The 18,619-nt window shown below is 70.7% G+C and carries 19 protein-coding genes; 11 read left to right on the top strand and 8 right to left on the bottom strand.

What is annotated here, in order from left to right:
- Positions 1–30: 30 nt before the first annotated feature.
- The 3 genes from ACIBUY_RS21630 to ACIBUY_RS21640 all read left to right on the top strand — a co-directional run bounded on the left by ACIBUY_RS21630 (position 31) and on the right by ACIBUY_RS21640 (position 2,323).
- On the top strand, positions 31–486 hold the full coding sequence (locus ACIBUY_RS21630; RefSeq protein ID WP_365564498.1) for a DUF5304 domain-containing protein: 456 nt from the start codon (positions 31–33) through the stop codon (positions 484–486).
- A gap of 53 nt (positions 487–539) precedes the next feature.
- Positions 540–1,493: an ROK family glucokinase gene (locus ACIBUY_RS21635; RefSeq protein ID WP_365564495.1), complete on the top strand. Its 954-nt coding sequence runs from the start codon at positions 540–542 to the stop codon at positions 1,491–1,493.
- 71 nt (positions 1,494–1,564) lie between these two features.
- Positions 1,565–2,323 carry an endonuclease/exonuclease/phosphatase family protein gene (locus ACIBUY_RS21640; RefSeq protein ID WP_365564493.1) on the top strand — a complete coding sequence of 253 codons (759 nt, stop codon included), beginning with the start codon at positions 1,565–1,567 and terminating at the stop codon, positions 2,321–2,323.
- A gap of 3 nt (positions 2,324–2,326) precedes the next feature.
- On the opposite strand, the gene ACIBUY_RS21645 is transcribed toward ACIBUY_RS21640, so the two are convergent.
- Positions 2,327–3,013 (bottom strand): hypothetical protein, encoded by a 687-nt coding sequence (locus ACIBUY_RS21645; protein WP_399153366.1) that lies wholly within the window; start codon positions 3,011–3,013, stop codon positions 2,327–2,329.
- Positions 3,006–3,824, bottom strand: a complete 819-nt coding sequence (locus ACIBUY_RS21650; protein WP_365564491.1) for an alpha/beta fold hydrolase — start codon at positions 3,822–3,824, stop codon at positions 3,006–3,008. The genes ACIBUY_RS21645 and ACIBUY_RS21650 overlap by 8 nt, the downstream gene beginning before the upstream one ends.
- A 195-nt stretch (positions 3,825–4,019) precedes the next feature.
- Between ACIBUY_RS21650 and ACIBUY_RS21655 the strand changes: the two genes are divergently transcribed.
- The 5 genes from ACIBUY_RS21655 to ACIBUY_RS21675 are packed head-to-tail and all read left to right on the top strand — an operon-like array spanning position 4,020 to position 8,944.
- A complete protein-coding gene (locus tag ACIBUY_RS21655) occupies positions 4,020–4,790 on the top strand; it encodes a lysophospholipid acyltransferase family protein (RefSeq protein ID WP_365564627.1) in 771 nt (256 codons plus the stop codon).
- A gap of 60 nt (positions 4,791–4,850) precedes the next feature.
- On the top strand, positions 4,851–6,059 hold the full coding sequence (macS, locus tag ACIBUY_RS21660) for a MacS family sensor histidine kinase (protein ID WP_365564488.1): 1,209 nt from the start codon (positions 4,851–4,853) through the stop codon (positions 6,057–6,059).
- A 38-nt stretch (positions 6,060–6,097) separates the two neighbouring features.
- Entirely contained in the window at positions 6,098–6,802 is a 705-nt protein-coding gene (locus tag ACIBUY_RS21665) for a response regulator transcription factor (protein ID WP_365564486.1), read from the top strand.
- A 52-nt stretch (positions 6,803–6,854) separates the two neighbouring features.
- Positions 6,855–7,883 carry a 6-phosphofructokinase gene (locus tag ACIBUY_RS21670; RefSeq protein WP_365564483.1) on the top strand — a complete coding sequence of 343 codons (1,029 nt, stop codon included), beginning with the start codon at positions 6,855–6,857 and terminating at the stop codon, positions 7,881–7,883.
- A gap of 56 nt (positions 7,884–7,939) precedes the next feature.
- Positions 7,940–8,944, top strand: a complete 1,005-nt coding sequence (locus ACIBUY_RS21675) for a 2-hydroxyacid dehydrogenase (protein WP_365564481.1) — start codon at positions 7,940–7,942, stop codon at positions 8,942–8,944.
- On the opposite strand, the gene ACIBUY_RS21680 is transcribed toward ACIBUY_RS21675, so the two are convergent.
- From ACIBUY_RS21680 to ACIBUY_RS21690, 3 genes are all read right to left on the bottom strand, one after another.
- Positions 8,887–10,776 (bottom strand): anthranilate synthase family protein, encoded by a 1,890-nt coding sequence (locus ACIBUY_RS21680; protein ID WP_399153367.1) that lies wholly within the window; start codon positions 10,774–10,776, stop codon positions 8,887–8,889. The two genes, ACIBUY_RS21675 and ACIBUY_RS21680, sit on opposite strands and share 58 nt — an antisense overlap.
- A 106-nt stretch (positions 10,777–10,882) precedes the next feature.
- Positions 10,883–10,939, bottom strand: a complete 57-nt coding sequence (locus ACIBUY_RS21685; RefSeq protein ID WP_365564625.1) for a trp operon leader peptide — start codon at positions 10,937–10,939, stop codon at positions 10,883–10,885.
- A 62-nt stretch (positions 10,940–11,001) separates the two neighbouring features.
- On the bottom strand, positions 11,002–13,821 hold the full coding sequence (locus ACIBUY_RS21690) for an N-acetylmuramoyl-L-alanine amidase (RefSeq protein WP_399153368.1): 2,820 nt from the start codon (positions 13,819–13,821) through the stop codon (positions 11,002–11,004).
- Between the two features lie 180 nt (positions 13,822–14,001).
- Between ACIBUY_RS21690 and ACIBUY_RS21695 the strand changes: the two genes are divergently transcribed.
- Together ACIBUY_RS21695 and ACIBUY_RS21700 are read left to right on the top strand one after the other, a co-directional pair.
- Positions 14,002–15,354: a class II 3-deoxy-7-phosphoheptulonate synthase gene (locus tag ACIBUY_RS21695; RefSeq protein ID WP_365564472.1), complete on the top strand. Its 1,353-nt coding sequence runs from the start codon at positions 14,002–14,004 to the stop codon at positions 15,352–15,354.
- Positions 15,355–15,512: 158 nt separating this feature from the next.
- Complete coding sequence (locus ACIBUY_RS21700; protein ID WP_365564469.1) at positions 15,513–15,761, top strand: (2Fe-2S)-binding protein; 249 nt, start codon at positions 15,513–15,515, stop codon at positions 15,759–15,761.
- Between the two features lie 12 nt (positions 15,762–15,773).
- Here ACIBUY_RS21700 and bfr read toward each other — a convergent pair whose 3' ends face one another.
- Complete coding sequence (bfr, locus tag ACIBUY_RS21705; protein ID WP_399153369.1) at positions 15,774–16,253, bottom strand: bacterioferritin; 480 nt, start codon at positions 16,251–16,253, stop codon at positions 15,774–15,776.
- A 163-nt stretch (positions 16,254–16,416) separates the two neighbouring features.
- Here bfr and ACIBUY_RS21710 point away from each other — a divergent pair, with 163 nt between their 5' ends.
- Positions 16,417–17,049, top strand: a complete 633-nt coding sequence (locus ACIBUY_RS21710; protein ID WP_365564465.1) for a sulfite oxidase-like oxidoreductase — start codon at positions 16,417–16,419, stop codon at positions 17,047–17,049.
- A 25-nt stretch (positions 17,050–17,074) separates the two neighbouring features.
- On the opposite strand, the gene ACIBUY_RS21715 is transcribed toward ACIBUY_RS21710, so the two are convergent.
- Positions 17,075–17,647 carry a DUF4396 domain-containing protein gene (locus tag ACIBUY_RS21715; protein ID WP_399153370.1) on the bottom strand — a complete coding sequence of 191 codons (573 nt, stop codon included), beginning with the start codon at positions 17,645–17,647 and terminating at the stop codon, positions 17,075–17,077.
- Between the two features lie 78 nt (positions 17,648–17,725).
- Entirely contained in the window at positions 17,726–18,607 is an 882-nt protein-coding gene (locus ACIBUY_RS21720; protein WP_399153371.1) for a deoxyribonuclease IV, read from the bottom strand.
- Positions 18,608–18,619 lie beyond the last annotated feature (12 nt).

Genomic DNA, 18,619 nt, shown 5'->3' on the forward strand with positions numbered 1-18,619 from the left:
CTCTTCAGCTCTCCGCAGGAGTCAGCCGCCATGAGCGACGCCACCGAGAAGCCCGTAGACGCCGACGCGTGGGAGACGGCGTGCGCCGAGGACCTGGCGGCGGAGAAGGCCCGCCGCCGGGCCGAGCACGGGGCACCGCCCGGATCGGCCGCCGAGGAGCTGAAGAAGCTCGTCGACGCGGTCGCCGACAAGCTCTCCGGTCTTTCGGGACCGGGATCCCCGTTCCTGGGCGCGGTCGCGCAGGGCACCGCCGAGCAGGCCGCCAAGCAGGTCGTCCGACAGGTCCGCAATGTCGTCGAGCCCGTCATCGAGCGCAACGCGGACGTCTTCGACCACCTGGCCGCCGCCGGCTCCGAGCTGTTCGCCGCCTACCGCTCCGCCGTGGAGAACCAGGAGCGCCGCTGGACCCAGCGCTCCCAGGACTCCGCCGGGCCCCACGGCCCCGAGGACGAAGGCCCCGGTGGAGAGCGCATCGACCTGGACTGAAGCGTGCTCGGGTACGGTGGGCCATAGCGGGGCTCGACCGAACTGAGGGATTCATGGGACTCACCATCGGCGTCGATATCGGCGGCACGAAGATCGCGGCCGGCGTGGTCGACGAGGAAGGCAACATCCTCTCGACGTTCAAGGTGCCGACTCCTTCCACGCCTGACGGGATCGTGGACGCGATCGCCTCGGCCGTGGAAGGCGCCAGGGCCGGGCACGAGATCGTCGGTGTCGGGATCGGTGCCGCCGGTTACGTCAACCGGCAGCGCTCCACCGTGTACTTCGCGCCGAACATCGACTGGCGTCAGGAACCGCTGAAGGAGAAGGTCGAGCAGCGCGTCGGACTGCCGGTCGTCATCGAGAACGACGCCAACGCCGCGGCCTGGGGCGAGTACAAGTTCGGCGCGGGCAAGGGCCATCGCAACGTCATCGTCATCACGCTGGGCACCGGCCTCGGCGGCGGCATCATCATCGGCAACAAGCTGCGCCGCGGTCACTTCGGCGTCGCCGCCGAGTTCGGCCACATCCGCATGGTGCCGGACGGTCTGCTGTGCGGCTGCGGTTCGCAGGGCTGCTGGGAGCAGTACGCCTCCGGGCGTGCGCTCGTGCGGTACGCCAAGCAGCGCGCCAACGCGACGCCGGAGAACGCGGAGTACCTGCTGTCGCTGGGTGACGGCACCCCCGAGGGCATCGAGGGCAAGCACATCTCCATGGCCGCCCGGCAGGGCGATCTGGTGGCCGTCGACTCCTACCGCGAGCTGGCCCGCTGGGCCGGCGCCGGTCTGGCCGACCTCGCCTCGCTCTTCGACCCCTCGGCGTTCATCGTCGGCGGCGGCCTCTCGGACGAGGGCGAGCTGGTGCTCGACCCGATCCGCAAGTCGTACAAGCGCTGGCTGGTCGGGGGGAACTGGCGGCCGGTCGCCGACGTCATCGCCGCCCAGCTGGGCAACAAGGCGGGCATGGTCGGCGCCGCCGACCTGGCGCGGGAGCCCGACCCCGTCATGTGACGCCCTTTCACCACGGCACGGTGCCCGTCGTTCCCCCGGGGAGCGGCGGGCATCGGCGTATCTTGATCGGCATGGACTCCGGTACGCTCCCCGCACGCTCCGAACTGCCCAACTCCCTTACGGAATCCGACGGTTCGGCCGTCATCCGCGTCCTCAGTTACAACATCCGCTCCATGCGGGACGACGTCGTCGCCCTCGCCCGCGTCATGAAGGCCTGCGCCCCCGACCTGGTCCTGATCCAGGAGGCGCCGCGGTTCTTCCGCTGGCGCAAGCAGCTCGCCCGGCTCGCCCGCGCCGCCGACCTCGTGATCCTGTCCGGCGGCGGCTCGGCCGCCGGCCCGGCGCTGCTCTGCTCGCTGCGGGCCACCGTCGAGCGGACCGAGGACGTGCTGCTTCCGCTCACGCCGGGGCTGCACCGGCGCGGCTTCGCCACCGCCGTCGTACGGTTCGGGGGTGTCAGGCTCGGTGTCGTCAGCTGCCACCTGAGCCTGCAGAAGGACGAGCGGTACGCCCAGGGCGGGATGCTCCTCGACCGCATCGAGGCGATGGGCGTCCCGCACGCCGTCGCGGGCGGCGACCTCAACGAGCGGCCCGACGGTCCCACCTTCCGCCGTCTCGCCACCGCCCTGAACGACGCCTGGGCCACCCGCCCCTGGGGCGGCGAGTACACCTCCACCCCGGACGATCCCCATCAGCGCATCGACGCGATCTTCGCGACGAAGGGCATCGAGGTGCTCGGCTGCGGCGTCCCCGACGGCCTCGACCCGGACGAACTGAAGGCGGCCACGGACCATCTGCCGGTCCTGGCCGCCCTCAGAATTCCTGCCTAGCTCCTAGACGACGGCGCCGCGGCCCGGGTCGTCCTCGTCGTCGTCCCCCGGGTGCATCCGCGCGACCAGCGTGGCGAAGCCGCCGAGGAAGCCGCCGACGCAGACCGTCGCCAGCCACCACGTCATGTCCCAGCCGAGCAGCACCGAGACGAGGAGCAGGACCGGGCCGCCGATCACCGCGAGCCAGGCGAACTTGGCCGTGACGTCCGCCTCCGGGAGCGGCGGCGGCTCCGGCGGGACGAAGTGGCCCTCCTCGTCGCCGTCGAAGTCGCTGTCGGAGGGCTCGGCCGGGCTGAAGTCACGCGGTCCCGGGCTCGCCGCGACGCCCGGGGCGAAGGAGATCGAGGAGCCGAGCGCGCCCTTGGCGCCGTCCCCGGACTCCGTGTCCCCGTCGGCCCCGTCGGCCCCGTCGGCCCCGTCGGCCGTGCCGCCCTCGGCGTCCCTGGCCGTGCGCGGCTTCTCGTTCGTCTGCGACTCCAGGCGGGCCAGGTCCTCCACCGACTTGAAGGGCTTCACGCCCGGCGGGTCCGGCGGCTCCGCCCCGTACCCGGCGACGATCTGCGCCCACGCCGCGTCCTCGTCCACCGGCAGCTGAGGATCGGGCGCGGCGCGCTGCTCCTCCTGCTGCGGCTGCCCGCCGTCGTCCGGGCTGTCGGGGCTCTCGGGCTCCCGCCGGTCCTGCTCAGCCACCGCTGGCCGTCCCTTCCGCGCCCTCGCCGGGGCTCGTCACGCCCTCGCTGGGGATCTTGCCGACACTGGGTGCGAGCCGGCCGATGAACGCGTAGCTCTCGTCGAAGATCCGGTCCGCGTCATGGTCCAACGTCGCGACGTGGTAGCTCTGTTCCAGCAGGATCTCCGTGACGTCCGTGGAGGAGACGCGGCTGAGCACACGGGCCGAGTCGACCGGCGGCACCACGTGGTCCTGCGTGCTGTGCAGCACCACCAACGGCTGTGTCACCTGCGGCAGTTCACGGTCCACGACCCGGAAGAAACGGCGCAGCTGGTGCGCGGCGTGCAGCGGCACCCGGTCGTACCCGACCTCTTCCGAGCCCTCCTTGGCGATGTCGCTGGCGATCCCCGGGACCGTGCGCACGAAGTGCCGGGCGACGGGAAGGGCGTGCGCGGCCAGCCCGTGCACCTTGTTCCCCGGGTTCACCAGGACCAGGCCCGTCACCTTGTCGCCGTGCCGGGCCGCGAGGCGCAGCGCGAGCGCGCCGCCCATCGACAGGCCGAACACGAACACCTGCGTGCAGCGCTCGGTCAGCTCGCGCAGGGCGCGGTCCACCTCCGCGTACCAGTCCTGCCAGGCCGTGACCGACAGGTCCTCCCACCGGGTGCCGTGCCCGGGCAGCAGCGGCAGCGAGACCGTCAGGCCGCGCTCGGCCAGATGCTCCGCCCAGGGCCGCAGCGACTGGGGGGATCCGGTGAAGCCGTGACAGAGGAGGACGCCGACCTCGCCGCCTTCATGGCGGTACGGCTCGGCTCCAGGAAGGACCGGCACCTTCGGTCTCCTGTTCATAGGGATGACGGGGAGCGGGACGAGAACTTCACCGTACGCGACCGGACTGACACCGACCAGGGTCGTCGGGCCCCCGGGCGGCCCCGCGGGTTAAGGTCTGATCCTCGGATCGATCCGCGTACGAGTCCGTGTACGGGGTCCACGTACCGCCGAGCGAGCAGGGAAGGCAGTGGGTTGATCTACGGCGCAATGAAGGTGGCCATCGGAGGGCCGCTGAAGCTCGGGTTCCGGCCGTGGGTGGAAGGCATGGAGAACATCCCCGCCGAGGGCCCCGCGATCCTGGCCAGCAACCACCTGTCGTTCTCCGACTCCTTCTTCCTGCCGGCCGTGCTCGACCGCAAGGTCACCTTCATCGCGAAGGCCGAGTACTTCACCACGCCCGGTGTGAAGGGGAAGCTGACGGCCGCCTTCTTCAAGGGCGTCGGCCAGCTGCCCGTGGACCGCTCCGGCTCGCGCGGCGCCGGTGAGGCCGCCATCAAGAGCGGCATCGAGGTCCTGGAGCGCGGCGAGCTGTTCGGCATCTACCCGGAGGGGACGCGCTCTCCCGACGGGCGTCTCTACCGGGGCAAGCCCGGCGGCCTCGCGCGCGTGGCGCTCGCCACCGGTGCGCCGGTCATCCCCGTCGCCATGATCGACACGGAGAAGATCCAGCCGCCCGGCAAGGTGGTGCCGAAGCTGATGCGCCCCGGCATCCGCATCGGCAAGCCGCTCGACTTCAGCCGCTACCAAGGCATGGAGAGCGACCGGTTCGTGCTGCGGGCCGTGACCGACGAGGTCATGTACGAAATCATGAAGCTCTCCGGCCAGGAGTACGTCGACATGTACGCGACGGCCGCGAAGCGACAGATCGCCGAGGCGGAGAAGGCGGCGAAGGCCGAGAAGGACGCCCTGGCCAAGGCCGAGAAGGAAGCGCAGAAGGCGCTCGACAAGGAGCAGGGCGCCGCCTAGCCGCTGCCCGGGGGGTCGGGCGTCGGGGCGGATCGGGGCGGATCGGGACAGGTGGGGGACATGGGGAACACGGTCCGGCGCGAGCGCGTCGTCAGGATGTCGGTCGAGCAGCCGCTGTGGCGTGCCCTGATGGCATACCGCGTGCTCACCGCGCTGTACGCCGTCGGGCTCTTCGCCTCCGCGTACGAGGTCTACGAGCGCCCCTGGGTCGGCATCGGCTACCTCGCCGTGGTGATCGGATGGACCGCGGCGACCCTGCCCCAGGTCTCGGGCGCCCGGCGCTGCACCAAGCGGTTCCTCACCGCCGACCTGGCGGTCGCCGTCGCCGGCATCCTCCTGTCGCCGGTCGCGGGCCACGAGCGGGCCGTCACCGGTGGCTCCACCCTGCCGTCGATATGGACCGCGGGCGCCGTCCTCGCCTGGGCGCTCAAGGGCGGCTGGCGCTGGGCGGCCGGCGCGTCCCTGCTGATCGGCGTGGCCAACGTGGTCCAGCGCGGCGCCATCAGCCGCGGCACCCTCCACAACGTGCTGCTGGTCTGCATCGCCTCCATCGCCATCGGCTACGTCGTCGAGGTGGCCCGCGCCTCCGAGCGCACCCTCGCCCGCGCCCTGGAGATCGAGGCCACGACGCGGGAGCGCGAGCGCCTGGCCCGCGACATCCACGACAGCGTGCTGCAGGTCCTCGCCATGGTGCAGCGCCGCGGCACCGCCCTGGGCGGCGAGGCCGCCGAGCTCGGCCGGATGGCGGGGGAGCAGGAGATCGCGCTGCGCACTCTGGTCGCCGGGGGCCTGATGCCCGCGTCCAGGGCCTCCGAGGACGCCGCGCAGGGAGCCGTCGTCCGCGCCGTCGACGAGCCCCGCGACGCCGGTGACACCGGTGCACCCCGCGACCTGCGCCCCCTGCTGGCCGGCCACGCGGGCGCCCAGGTCACCTTCTCCGAGCCGGGCACCCCGGTCCTGATGCCGGGTGCCGCCGCCCGCGAACTGGCCGCCGCTGTCAGTGCCGCCCTGGACAATGTGTGGCGGCACGCGGGCGAGAGCGCGCACGCCTGGATCCTGGTCGAGGACGAGCCGGACGCGGTGATCGTGACCGTGCGGGACGACGGGCCCGGCATCCCGCAGGGCCGTCTCGCCCAGGCCGAGGGCGAGGGCCGGCTCGGCGTCGCCCAGTCGATCCGGGGCAGGCTGCGCGACATCGGCGGCACCGCGGAGCTGGTCTCGGTCCCCGGACAGGGCACCGAGGTCGAATTGCACGTACCGAAGAAGTGACCGTCATGCACGGCACGGGGGAAGGCAGGACAGGACCGATGAACGCACCACGCGACCCGAGCACGCCCGGCGATGCGAGCGCGCCGATCAAGGTCATGGTCGTCGACGACCACCCGATGTGGCGCGACGCCGTCGCCCGCGACCTGGCCGCGGCGGGCTTCGACGTCGTCGCCACCGCGGGCGACGGCGAGCAGGCCGTGCGCCGCGCCCAGGCGGCGGGCCCCGACGTCCTCGTCCTCGACCTGAACCTGCCGGCCAAGCCCGGCGTCCAGGTCTGCAAGGAGCTCGTCGGCGCCAACCCGGCGCTGCGCGTCCTGGTCCTCTCCGCGAGCGGCGAGCACGCCGACGTCCTGGAGGCGGTCAAGTCCGGCGCCACCGGCTATCTGCTGAAGTCCGCGTCCACGGACGAGCTGATCGACGCGGTGCGCCGCACGGCCGTCGGCGACCCCGTGTTCACGCCGGGACTCGCCGGTCTCGTGCTCGGCGAGTACCGCCGCCTGGCCTCCGAGCCCGCGCAGGCCGCCGGCACCGACGAGCCGAAGGCCCCGCAGCTCACCGACCGCGAGACGGAGGTCCTGCGCCTGGTCGCCAAGGGCCTGAGCTACCGGCAGATCGCCGAGCGCCTCGTCATCTCGCACCGCACCGTGCAGAACCACGTACAGAACACCCTCGGCAAGCTCCAGCTGCACAACCGCGTGGAGCTCGTGCGGTACGCGATCGAACGGGGTCTGGACGACGAGTGACCCCGCGCGGGACAGTTGCCTGAACTGCCCACCGTGACAAGGGAGTTACGCGATGAAGGTCGGAGTACTGACCGGAGGCGGTGACTGCCCCGGGCTCAACGCCGTCATCCGGGGCATCGTACGCAAGGGCGTCCAGGAGTACGACTACGGCTTCGTCGGCTTCCGGGACGGCTGGCGGGGCCCCCTGGAGAACGACACCGTGCGGCTCGACATCCCCGCCGTGCGCGGCATCCTGCCCCGCGGCGGCACGATCCTCGGCTCCTCGCGCACCAACCCCCTGGAGGCGGAGGACGGCATCCGCCGCGTCAAGGAGAACCTCGCCAAGCAGGAGGTCGAGGCCCTCATCGTGATCGGCGGCGAGGACACCCTCGGCGTCGCGACACGGCTCTCCGACGAGTACGGGATCAACGTCGTCGGCGTACCGAAGACCATCGACAACGACCTGTCCGCCACCGACTACACCTTCGGCTTCGACACCGCCGTCGGCATCGCCACCGAGGCCATCGACCGGCTGCACACCACCGCCGAGTCCCACATGCGGGTCCTCGTCGTCGAGGTCATGGGCCGCCACGCGGGCTGGATCGCCCTCCACTCGGGCCTGGCCGGCGGGGCCAACGTGATCCTCATCCCCGAGCAGCGCTTCGACCTCGAGCAGGTCTGCGCCTGGGTCACCTCCCGCTTCAAGGCGTCGTACGCCCCGATCGTCGTGGTCGCCGAGGGCGCGATGCCCCGCGACGGCGACATGGTCCTCAAGGACGAGTCCCTGGACTCCTTCGGGCACGTGCGCCTGTCCGGCGTCGGCGAATGGCTCGCGAAGCAGATCGAGAAGCGGACCGGGAAGGAGGCCCGCACCACCGTCCTCGGCCACATCCAGCGCGGCGGCACCCCCTCGGCCTTCGACCGCTGGCTGGCCACCCGGTTCGGGCTGCACGCGATCGAGGCGGTGCGGGACGGGGACTTCGGGAAGATGGTGGCGCTCCAGGGGACGAACATCGTCCGCGTCCCCATCGCGGAGGCGACCGCCCGCCTGAAGACGGTGGACGCCGCGCTGTACCGGGAGGTGGGAGTCTTCTTCGGCTGACCGCGGCCGACACTGCTGCGGGTGCCGTGCGGGCCGGGCGTACATAGACTCCAGCCATGGAGATCCTCGCGTTCGGCGTGCAGTCCGACGAGAAGCCCCTGATCGAGAAGGCCTTCGCGGGCCACCACGACGTCCGCTGCCTGGACGTGTTCCTGAACGAGGACACCGCCCCGATCGCGGCCGGCTACGAGATCATCTCCACCAGTGTCAACGCGACCCTGAACAACCGCGTGCTGCAGACCCTCGCGGCCGGCGGCACGCAGATGATCGCCCAGCGCTCCACGGGCTTCAACAACATCGACCTGGAGGTCGCCGAGCGCCTCGGCCTGACCGTGGCCCGGGTCTCGTACTACTCGCCGTACTCGGTCGCCGAGTTCGCCTGGACCCTGGCGATGGCCGTCAACCGCCGCATCGTCAGGGCCAGCACCCGCACCCGCGACTTCGACTTCCGCCTCGACGGACTGATGGGCCGCGACATGCGCGGCCGCACCGTCGGCGTCCTCGGCACCGGCAAGATCGGCGAGGCGTTCACCCGCATCGCCCACGGCTTCGGCATGAACCTGCTGGGCTGGGACGTCGCCGAGAACCCGAACTGCGTCGAGCTCGGCATGAAGTACGTCGACAAGGAGCAGCTCTTCGCCGAGGCCGACCTGATCAGCCTGCACGTCCCGCTACTGCCCTCCACCGAGCACATCGTCGACGCCGCCGCGCTGCGCACGATGAAGGACGACGCGATCCTCGTGAACTCCAGCCGCGGCGCCCTCGTCGACACCAAGGCGCTGGTCGCGGAGTTGCGCGAGGGCCGCTTCTCCGGCGTCGGCCTCGACGTGTACGAGGCCGAGGCGGGCCTGTTCTTCCTCGACAAGTCCCTCGACGTGGTCGAGGACGACACTCTGGCCCGCCTCGTCACCTTCCCGAACGTGCTGGTCACCTCGCACCAGGCGTACTACACCGTGGACGCCGTCGGCCAGATCATCGACACCACGGTGCAGAACGTCCTGGACTACCGGGCGGGCCGCCGCTCCGAGAACGTCCTGGTCCCGGCCGAGCCCACCAGCTGACCGAGCAGCTCCCGGACGATCCCGGCGCCGCGCAGCGACAGCACCGACTCGGGGTGGAACTGCACCCCGGCGAAGCCGGGCCCGCGCACCGCGTGCACCTCGCCGTTCGCCGTGTCCCGGCTGACGTCGACGCCGTGAGCGGCCAGCTCGACGGCCGCCTCGTCGTCGCAGCGCGCCACGAAGCTGTTGTAGAACCCGACGGTCTCGGTCCGCCCGAACAGCTCGATGCCGACCTGCGCCCCCTGGTACGGCACCTGCTTCCGTACGATCTCCAGGCCCAGCTCCGCCGCGATCAGCTCGTGCCCGAGGCAGACGCCGAGCACGCCGTGCCGGTGGCCGCGGACCACGTCCGCCGCGAGCGCGCGCAGGAACCGCATCTTCGGGTCGGTGAGGTCGGACGGGTCGCCGGGCCCCGGGCCGAGCACGATCGGGCCCTCGTGTGCGAGCACCGCATCGCGCAGGCCCTCCTCGTCGTAGCGCCGCACCGTCACGTCGAGGCCGGACGAGCGCAGGACGTGCGCCAGCATCGCGGTGAACGTGTCCTCGCCGTCGACCACCAGCGCGTGCCCGGACAGTTCGGCGCCGCGCTCCTGCATCCGCAGCCAGAACGGGGCGAGACAGGCGCGGCGCCCGTCGAGCGCCGCCCGCACCCGCGGGTCGTCGGCGAGCGCGGGCCGCGTGCTCTCCGCGCGCGGACGTGACGGACGTACGCCGAGCGCGGCAAGCACACCGGCGGCCTTCGCATGCGTCTCGGCGACCTCGCCCGCCGGGTCCGAGCCGCGCACCAGCGTCGCGCCGACCGGCACCCGCAGGCGCCCGGCCGCGTCGATGTCGGCGGTGCGGATGAGGATCGGGGAGTCCAGGGTCTGCGCGCCGCCCGTGTCCCGCCCGATGAGCGCGAGGGCACCGGCGTAGTAGCCGCGGCCGCCGACCTCGTGGCGCTCGATGACCCGGCAGGCGTTCTGCACGGGGGAGCCGGTGACGGTCGCCGCGAACATCGTCTCCTTCAGGACCTCGCGCACATCGAGGGTCGACTTCCCTCTCAACTCGTATTCCGTGTGCGCGAGATGGGCCATCTCCTTCAGCCGCGGCCCGATGACGACACCGCCCCTGTCGCCGACGGTGCACATCATCTTCAGCTCCTCGTCGACGACCATCGACAGCTCCTCGATCTCCTTGGCGTCGGAGAGGAAGCGCAACAGGTCGTCGGGGGTGGGCCCGGCGGCGGGGTAGCGGTACGTGCCGCTGATGGGGTTCATGACGACGGTGCCGCCGGACATCCGGACGTGGACCTCGGGGCTGGCGCCGACCAGCGTCCTGTCTCCGGTGTGCACGACGAACGTCCAGTACGCGCCCCGCTCACCGTCGAGCAGCCGCCGGAAGAGGGCGAGGGCGTCCGCCCGTGAGAACCCCGGGATCTCCCCCTCGTACGTACGGCGGATCACGAAGTTTGCGCCCTCGCCCTGCCCGATCTCCTCGTCGAGGACCCGGCCGACGATCCCGGCGTACGTCTCGTCGTCGACGTCGAAACCGCCGTCGCGGACCCGCACGTCGTGGAGCGGCAGTTGCTCGAGTGCCTCGGCGAGCGGGAGCTCGTAGGACTCCTCGGGCGTCAGCACGGTCAGCGGCGTGCCGTCGTCACGGACGTCGAAGCCGCGCTCCCTGATCTGCCGGAACGGGACGAGGGCCAGGCCCTCGGGGATGTCGGCCAGCCGCTCGTACGCCGCGACCGGGCCGAGCAGGACCTCGACCGTGTCGTGGTCGCGGCCGGGCGTGCGGCGGCGCAGCAGCGCGAACGGGCGGGGATCGTCGAGGAGTTGGAGCAGCTGCATGGGTCCGGTTCCTTGTCATGAGTCGTGTGCCATGAAGGAGGAACGGGCCCGGAAACACCGAAGGCCGCCCCTCGGGCGGCCTTCGCGAAGTTTTTCGTACGCGCAGTCAGCGGGCCGCCGGATGAGCGGTCCACCACCAGGTCTGGTGCATCGGTGCGTACATGAGACGCACCCTAGCGCACGCGCGTGCGTCAGGGTGCCTCTCATGTCACGGGATCATCGGCGTCAGAGGATCATGTTGTACGTGTTCCAGCCGGTGCCGATCTTGGTGCGGGCCGCGTACGGGGCGGTGGCGCTGCCGGTGCCCTTGTAGAAGTACAGCGTGCCGTCGGAGGCGCGGGCGATCAGGTCCGCCTTGCCGTCGCGGTCCAGGTCGCCGGGGCCGACCAGGGCGTCGTAGCCGCCCCAGCCGGTGCCGATCTGGACGCGGGGCTTGAACGGGGCGGTCGCCGAGCCGGTGCCCTGGTACAGGGAGAGCACGCCGTTCTTGTCGCGGGTGAGCAGGTCGGCCTTGCCGTCACCGGTGAGGTCGCCGGTGCCCGTCACGGAGGTGAACTGGCCCCAGCCGGTGCCTATCTTCACGCGCGGCTTGAACGGTGCCGTCGTGGTGCCGGTGCCCTCGTAGAGGTAGAGCACCCCGGCCGCGTCGCGCGCGATCAGGTCCGCCTTGCCGTCGCCCGAGACATCGCCGCGGACGCCGGTGATCAGGTTGAACTGGCCCCAGCCGCTGCCGATCTTGACGCGCGGCTTGAACGGCGCCGACGGCTTGCCGCTGGCCTGGTAGTACCAGAGCACCCCGCTGCTGTCGCGGGCCACCATGTCGCCGGTCGCGTCCGCGCCGAGCGTCGTCAGCGGCGTGACCGCGTTGTAGATGCCCCAGCCGGTGCCGACGCGGTAGCGGGCCAGGAGCGGCGCGGAGGCGCTGCCGCTGCCCTGGTACTGCCAAAGCCCGCCGGAGGAGTCCCGGCCGAGGACGTTGTGCCGGTCGGTGCCCGCGTCCGGCGCCGTGCTCTTGACCACGTCGACGTCGGCGGTGTTCACCCAGGCGATCCGGTGGTTGTAGCGGATCGGGTAGAAGGTGTCGGTGCCGACGACCACCTTGCGGCTGCCCGCGCCGGTGCCGTCGAAGGTGCCGCTGTTGAAGTACGAGCCCTTCACCGCGGGCCCGGCCAGCGTGTACTTCTGGCCGCTGGGCAGCGTGTACTTGGTCAGCGCCGCCGAGTTCGAGGCCTGCACCGGGACGTCGGTGCCGGTGTACGCCGCGTCCTCCGGGTACGTGCGCCCGTACACCGGGATCGAGGCGACGCCCGCCTTGGGCGTGACCAGGTCCTGCGTGCCGACGGCGCTGGCGAACTGGCCGCCCTTGTTGAGGAACCAGGCCTTCTTGCCGCCGTACCAGATGGCGGTCCAGTCGCCGCTGGTCTCGGCGACGACGTACTCGCCGCCCGCGACGACCTTGTTCGCCCAGTTCGGGCCCTCGGTGGCGGTCTGGGTGCCGAGGTAGGCGTCGGTCAGCGCGGCCGAGCTCGTCGACGGCGACGAGTACAGGTACGTGAAGTTGGCGGGCTGGGCCTTGACCGCGGCGCCGCCGTACGTGAGCGCCGGCTGGTTCGCCGAGGTGAACGGCGGGGTGACGCGGATCAGCTGCCCGGCCTTGTAGATGCCGCCCGCACCGCCGGCCCCGGTCGGGGCGCCGAGGAGCTGCATGTAGTGGTTCCAGTCCCAGAAGGGGCCCGGGTCCCAGTGCTGGGTCTTGACGTTGGCGTCCAGCGGTCCTGGCACCTCGTCGTGGCCGATGATGTGCTCGCGGTCCAGCGGGATGCCGTACTTGGCCGCCAGGAACTTCACGAGCGCGGCCGAGGACTCGTACTGCGGCTCGGTGTACCAGGAGCCGTCCTTGATCGCGTAGCCCTCGTGCTCGATGCCGATCGAGTGCATGTTGAGGCTCTTGTTGCCCGCGTGCCACGCCTCGTCCTTGTTCTGGACGAGCTGCGTGACGAGGCCGTCGGAGGCACGGACCATGTAGTGCGCGCTCGCGTACGAGGCGGGGTTCTGGAACACCGCCAGCGAACCGTCGTAGCTGCCCTCGGTGTCGTGCAGCACGATGTACTGGATCTCGTGCCCGGTCGTGGGGCGGCTCGCGACGTTGTAGTTGCCCCAGTCCGTCGGGTCGCTGCTGTTCAGCTTGTACGCGGCGGGACGGAAGTCGCAGTTGAGGCCCGAAGGGCACTCGGGCGCCGGCGCGGCGGAGGCGGCGGCGAGCTCGAAGTCCGACGACTTCTGCGGCTGCACATCCGGGTCCGCGGCCAGCGTGACGCTCTGCCCGTCCGTGGTGACCCGGCTCTCACCGGTCTTGATCGACTCGTACACGCGCTTGGCGAACAGGTCCGCGCCCTTGCGGTCGGTGGCCTCGCTCGCGCGGGCGACCGCCGGGTACCAGGCGCCCGGGTCGTCCGAAAGCGATCCCGTGGCGTCCTTCTGGTACTGCGCGAGGAGCGCGGCGCCCGCCCGGATGCTCTGCGCGGCGTCGCTCTGCACCGACTGCGCGGACGCGTCGATGAGACCGGCCGCCTTGTCCAGGGTGTGCAGCCGCGGGTCGCTGGTGTCGACCTGCTTCACGCGCAGGCCCTTGAGCGCCTTGTCCGGGTCGAAGTGCTTCTCCACCGCGGGCTCACCGCTGAGGTTCATGTGGTCGAGCAGCGCCTCGCGCTCGGCGGACGCGTCGAGGTCACCGGAGTCGACATCGGTGAGCCCCATGACGTTGTACGCGCCCGTGGTGCTCGGCAGCCCGTCGTGGTCCTCCCACCGGGTCTGCCGGTACGAGACCGCCATCAGCACGCTCTGCGGGACGCCGAACTCGTCCGCCGCCTGCGCGAAGTCGCTCTGCAGCCGGGCCCCCGGGGAGCCCGCGGTCTGCGTGCCGCCCGAGTCCCCGGGCGCGGCCAGGGCGATGGCGCCCGCCGTCGCGGCGACGGCCACGACCGACGCGATGCTGTAGGCGAGCAGCCTCTTCTTCTTGCGGTCTCTTCGATGCCCCGCGCTCAAGTCCCCACCCCATGGTTGTTATGAAGTTCTGTGCCGGGTCACAGCCGACTCGGCTACGTGTGATCCAGCGTTGCGGAAGTGCCAGACGTTACAGGGGTGACGTCCATGCACGAGGGGCACCGCGTCTCACCTGTCGAGCCATGGGAAGACCACCTGACCCGACCCCGTAGTGTTGAGGGCGTGACCGTGAACGCTAAGACCAGCGCGAGCGCTGGCAACACCTGGCGAAACCTGCCCGCGGCGCAGCAGCCCGAGTACCCCGATGCCGAGGCTCTGCGCGATGTGATCGCGGACCTCGAGTCGTATCCGCCGCTCGTCTTCGCGGGCGAGTGCGATCAGCTGCGTACCCGCCTGGCGGCCGTCGCCAAGGGAGAGGCGTTCCTCCTCCAGGGGGGCGACTGCGCCGAGGCCTTCGACGCCGTCTCCGCAGATCACATCCGGAACAAGCTGAAGACCCTGCTCCAGATGGGCGCCGTGCTCACGTACGCCGCCTCGGTGCCGGTGGTGAAGGTCGGCCGTATCGCCGGCCAGTACTCCAAGCCGCGCTCCAAGCCGACCGAGACCCGCGACGGCGTGACGCTGCCGACCTACCGCGGCGACTCCGTCAACGGCTTCGACTTCACCGAGGCCGCCCGCATCCCGGACCCCGAGCGCCTGAAGCGGATGTACAACGCGTCCGCCTCGACGCTCAACCTGGTGCGCGCCTTCACCACGGGCGGTTACGCGGACCTGCGCCAGGTGCACGCCTGGAACCAGGACTTCGTGAAGTCGTCCCCGTCGGGCCAGCGCTACGAGCAGCTGGCGCGCGAGATCGACAACGCGCTGAACTTCATGCGCGCCTGCGGCACCGACCCGGCCGAGTTCCAGACGGTCGAGTTCTACGCCTCGCACGAGGCGCTGCTGCTCGACTACGAGTCGGCGCTGACCCGCGTCGACTCGCGTACGGGCAATCTGTACGACGTCTCCGGCCACATGGTCTGGATCGGTGAGCGCACCCGTCAGCTGGACGGCGCGCACATCGAGTTCGCCTCGAAGATCCGCAACCCGATCGGGATCAAGCTCGGCCCGACCACGACGGCCGAGGAGGCGCTGCAGTACATCGAGCGCCTCGACCCCGACCGCGAGCCGGGCCGCCTGACCTTCATCGTCCGCATGGGCGCCGACAAGGTCCGCGACAAGCTGCCCGAGCTGGTCGAGAAGGTCACCGCGTCCGGCGCGACCGTCGCCTGGATCACCGACCCGATGCACGGCAACACGTACGAGGCGGCCTCGGGCCACAAGACGCGCCGCTTCGACGACGTGCTCGACGAGGTCAAGGGCTTCTTCGAGGTCCACAAGGCGCTCGGCACGCACCCGGGCGGCATCCACGTCGAGCTCACCGGTGACGACGTCACCGAGTGCGTGGGCGGCGGCGACGAGATCTTCGTCGACGACCTGCACCAGCGCTACGAGACGGCCTGCGACCCGCGCCTGAACCGCAGCCAGTCGCTCGACCTGGCGTTCCTGGTGGCGGAGATGTACCGCGACCAGTGAGCGTCGCTCGCTGTACGTGAACGCCGTGGGGCGCGGATCACAGGGATCCGCGCCCCACGGCACTTTTGTGCTTCAGGTCCGCCGGGTAAGGTTAGGTTAGCCTCACCGATTCATCGGGACGGCGCCAGCTATCGATTCCGATCTCGTTCCCCGGGGAGGTGAACCGCGTGTACGTCTGCAACTGCTTCGGAGTCACCGAGGCGCAGGTGAAGAAGCACGCGGAGGACGGTGCCTGCACCCCCCGCCAGATAGCGTCGGCCTGCAAGGCCGGCACCGACTGCGGTTCCTGCGTCCGCCGGATCCAGGCGCTGCTCGGCCGGGGCGCGTGCCCCCGCCGGGAACTGGTCGAGCAGGGCGAGGCCGCCATCGCGCTCGCGCCGCAGGTGGAACTTCCCGAAGCCGCCTGACCGTCCGGCCGCTTAACTGTCCGGCTGCTCGATCTGCTGGGCCAGGTACAGCGGCTCACCGAGCTTCTCGATCAGCTCCAGCTGGGTGTCGAGATAGTCGATGTGGTGCTCCTCGTCCTCCAGGATGTCCTCGAAGATCCGGGCCGACGTCACATCGCCCTTGCCCCGCATGATGTCGATGCCGCGCTTGAGGCGGTCGATCGCCTCGACCTCCACCTGACGGTCGGCCTGGAACATCTCGGTGACGGTCTGCCCGACGCGTACGTGGAAGAGCCGCTGGTAGTTCGGCAGGGCATCGAGAAAGAGGATCCGCTCCGTCAGCCGGTCCGCGTGCTTCATCTCGTCGATGGACTCGGCACGGGTGTACTTCGCGAGCTTGGTCCAGCCATTGTTGTCCTGGATCCGGTAGTGGAGCCAGTACTGGTTGATGGCCGTCAACTCGCCCGTGAGCTGCTCGTTGAGGAATTCGATGACCTCGGGGTCGCCCTGCATCGCAGAGGCTCCTTCCACGTGGTGGACTCGGCAGGTCCGCGCATCCTTGCACCGGCGCCGAAACGCGTCCAGTAAGTGCACGCTTAGTAGGAGTTGCCCGAATCGGCGCCGACCGGGACGTACGTGGTCACGCCCACTGCTTCCGGTCTGTCAGGATGGAGGCATGGGTCATCCGGTGGGTCGCGAGTCTGGGGGAGCAGTGCAGCCGGAGCTTCCCCCGGGGCAGCGTCTGCAGCGCGGCTGGCCCGTCACGCACTACGGTCCGGTGCCCAAGTTCCGGCCCGAGCGCTGGGAGTTCAGGGTTTTCGGGTCCACCGCCGACGGCGAGAAGCACACCTGGAACCACGAGGAGTTCTCGGCCCTTCCGTACGCGACTGTCGTGGGCGATCTGCACTGCGTCACGAAATTCAGCATGCTCGGCGCCGAATGGGGCGGCGTGCGTGCCTCCACCATCCTGGAGCTCGCACCGCCGGACCCCGCGGTCACGCACGTGATGGTCTGGGCCGAGTACGGCTTCAGCTCCAACCTGCGTCTGTCGGACTTCGCCTCCGACAGCACGATCCTCGCCACCCACAAGGGCGATGAACTGCTCACCGCCGAGCACGGCTTCCCGCTGCGCCTCGTCGTGCCGCACCTGTACGCCTGGAAGGGGCCGAAGTGGGTGCGCGGCGTCGAGTACATGACCGCGGACCGGCGCGGGTTCTGGGAGGAGCGCGGGTACCACAACGTGGGGGACCCGTGGCGCGAGCAGCGCTACTCGTACCAGGAAGAGCCCGGGGAAGGCCCCGAGCTCTAGTCCTGGCGGCCCCTGCTGTGGCCTGTCAGTGGTGGTACTGGTGCACCACCGCGTGGCCCTTGCCGCGGCCGATCATCCAGCGGTTCACCGGCGTCGTGACGACGAAGGCGATCGCGAGTGACACGGCCAGCGCTCCCCAGAACAGGACGTCGTCGAGGTGGGCGTCCATGGCGCTCGGCCACAGGGCGATCACGCCGTTGTCGATCAGCTCCATGACGGCGATGGACAGGGTGTCCGCGGCGAGTGCGACCCGGAACGCCGTCTTGAAGTCGACGCCCGCCTTGAGGACGCCGCGCAGCGTGAGCGAGTAGCCGAAGAAGAACGCGAGCACGATCGCCAGGATCATCGTCGGCATGTTGCCCCAGCCGAGGGCGGTGCCGATCACCATGCCGAGGATCTCGCCGATGGCGCAGCCGGTGAGGCAGTGCAGCGTGGCTTGGGCGGCCATCGACCAGGAGACCTTGCCGTGGCCTCCGGCGTGGTGCTCGTGGTGGCCGTGGTGCTCCTGGTGTCCATGGTGCTCGTCGTGCTCGTGGTGCTGGACGGGCTCGGCGTGGTGCTCGTGTCCGGCGTGCGTCTCGTGCGCTTCGTGCTGCATGGCTTTCCCCCAACGTCAGTAGCGGTTCCTGTCGCTGACAAGAACCGTATACCCCCCGGGGGTATTCCTCAACAGTTTTCAGATCATGGGGCGGAGCTCCTTGAGCCGGGCCACGTCCGCGGCGTGGCCCTCCTTGCCGCCGGGCGTCTCGATGATCAGCGGAACGTTCTCGGTGGCCGGGTGCGCCATCAGCTCCTGGAACGGGGCCGCGCCGATGTGGCCGGTGCCGATGTTCTCGTGGCGGTCCTTGTGGGCGCCGACGACGTCCTTGGAGTCATTGGCGTGGATCAGCTTGAGGCGGCCCTCGCCGACCGTGTCCACGAGGAGGTCCAGGGTCTGCTTCATGCCGCCGGGGCCCGCGAGGTCGTGGCCCGCCGCGAAGATGTGGCAGGTGTCGAGACAGACGCCCAGCTTGGGATGGCGGTCGAGGGCGTCGAAGTACGGACCGAAGTCCCAGGTGCGCGAGCACAGCGAGGAGCCCTGCCCCGCGGTCGACTCCAGGAGGAGGAACGGGTCGTCGTCGTGGGTCAGTTCGTCGAGCAGCGGCAGCATGTGCTCACGGACCTGGGCGAGCGCCACGGAGCGCTCCCGGCCGCCGGTCGCGGAGCCGGTGTGCACGACGACGCCGAGCGCTCCGATGGCACGGGCCCGGCGCAGCGAGTGCCGCAGGGACGTGACGCTCTTCTCGACGGTGGCCTCGGTGTGCGAGCCGAAGTTGATCAGGTACGGGGCGTGGACGTAGGCCGGGATGCCGTCCGCGGCGCACCGGGCGCGGAACTCCTCGTCCTGCGCGAGGTTGCCGACGGGTGTCGCCCAGCCGCGGGGGTTGGCCACGAAGACCTGGACGGTCTCGGCCCGGAGCTCTTCGGCGTAGGAGAGTCCTACGGAGGCCAGGCCGCCGGCGACGGGGACGTGGCCGCCGATCGGGTTGCGGGTACGGGTGCGCGTGCTGCTGTTCACCCGGTCCAGGGT

The organism is Streptomyces sp. NPDC050085 (assembly GCF_044460595.1).
Taxonomy (GTDB): Bacteria; Actinomycetota; Actinomycetes; order Streptomycetales; family Streptomycetaceae; genus Streptomyces.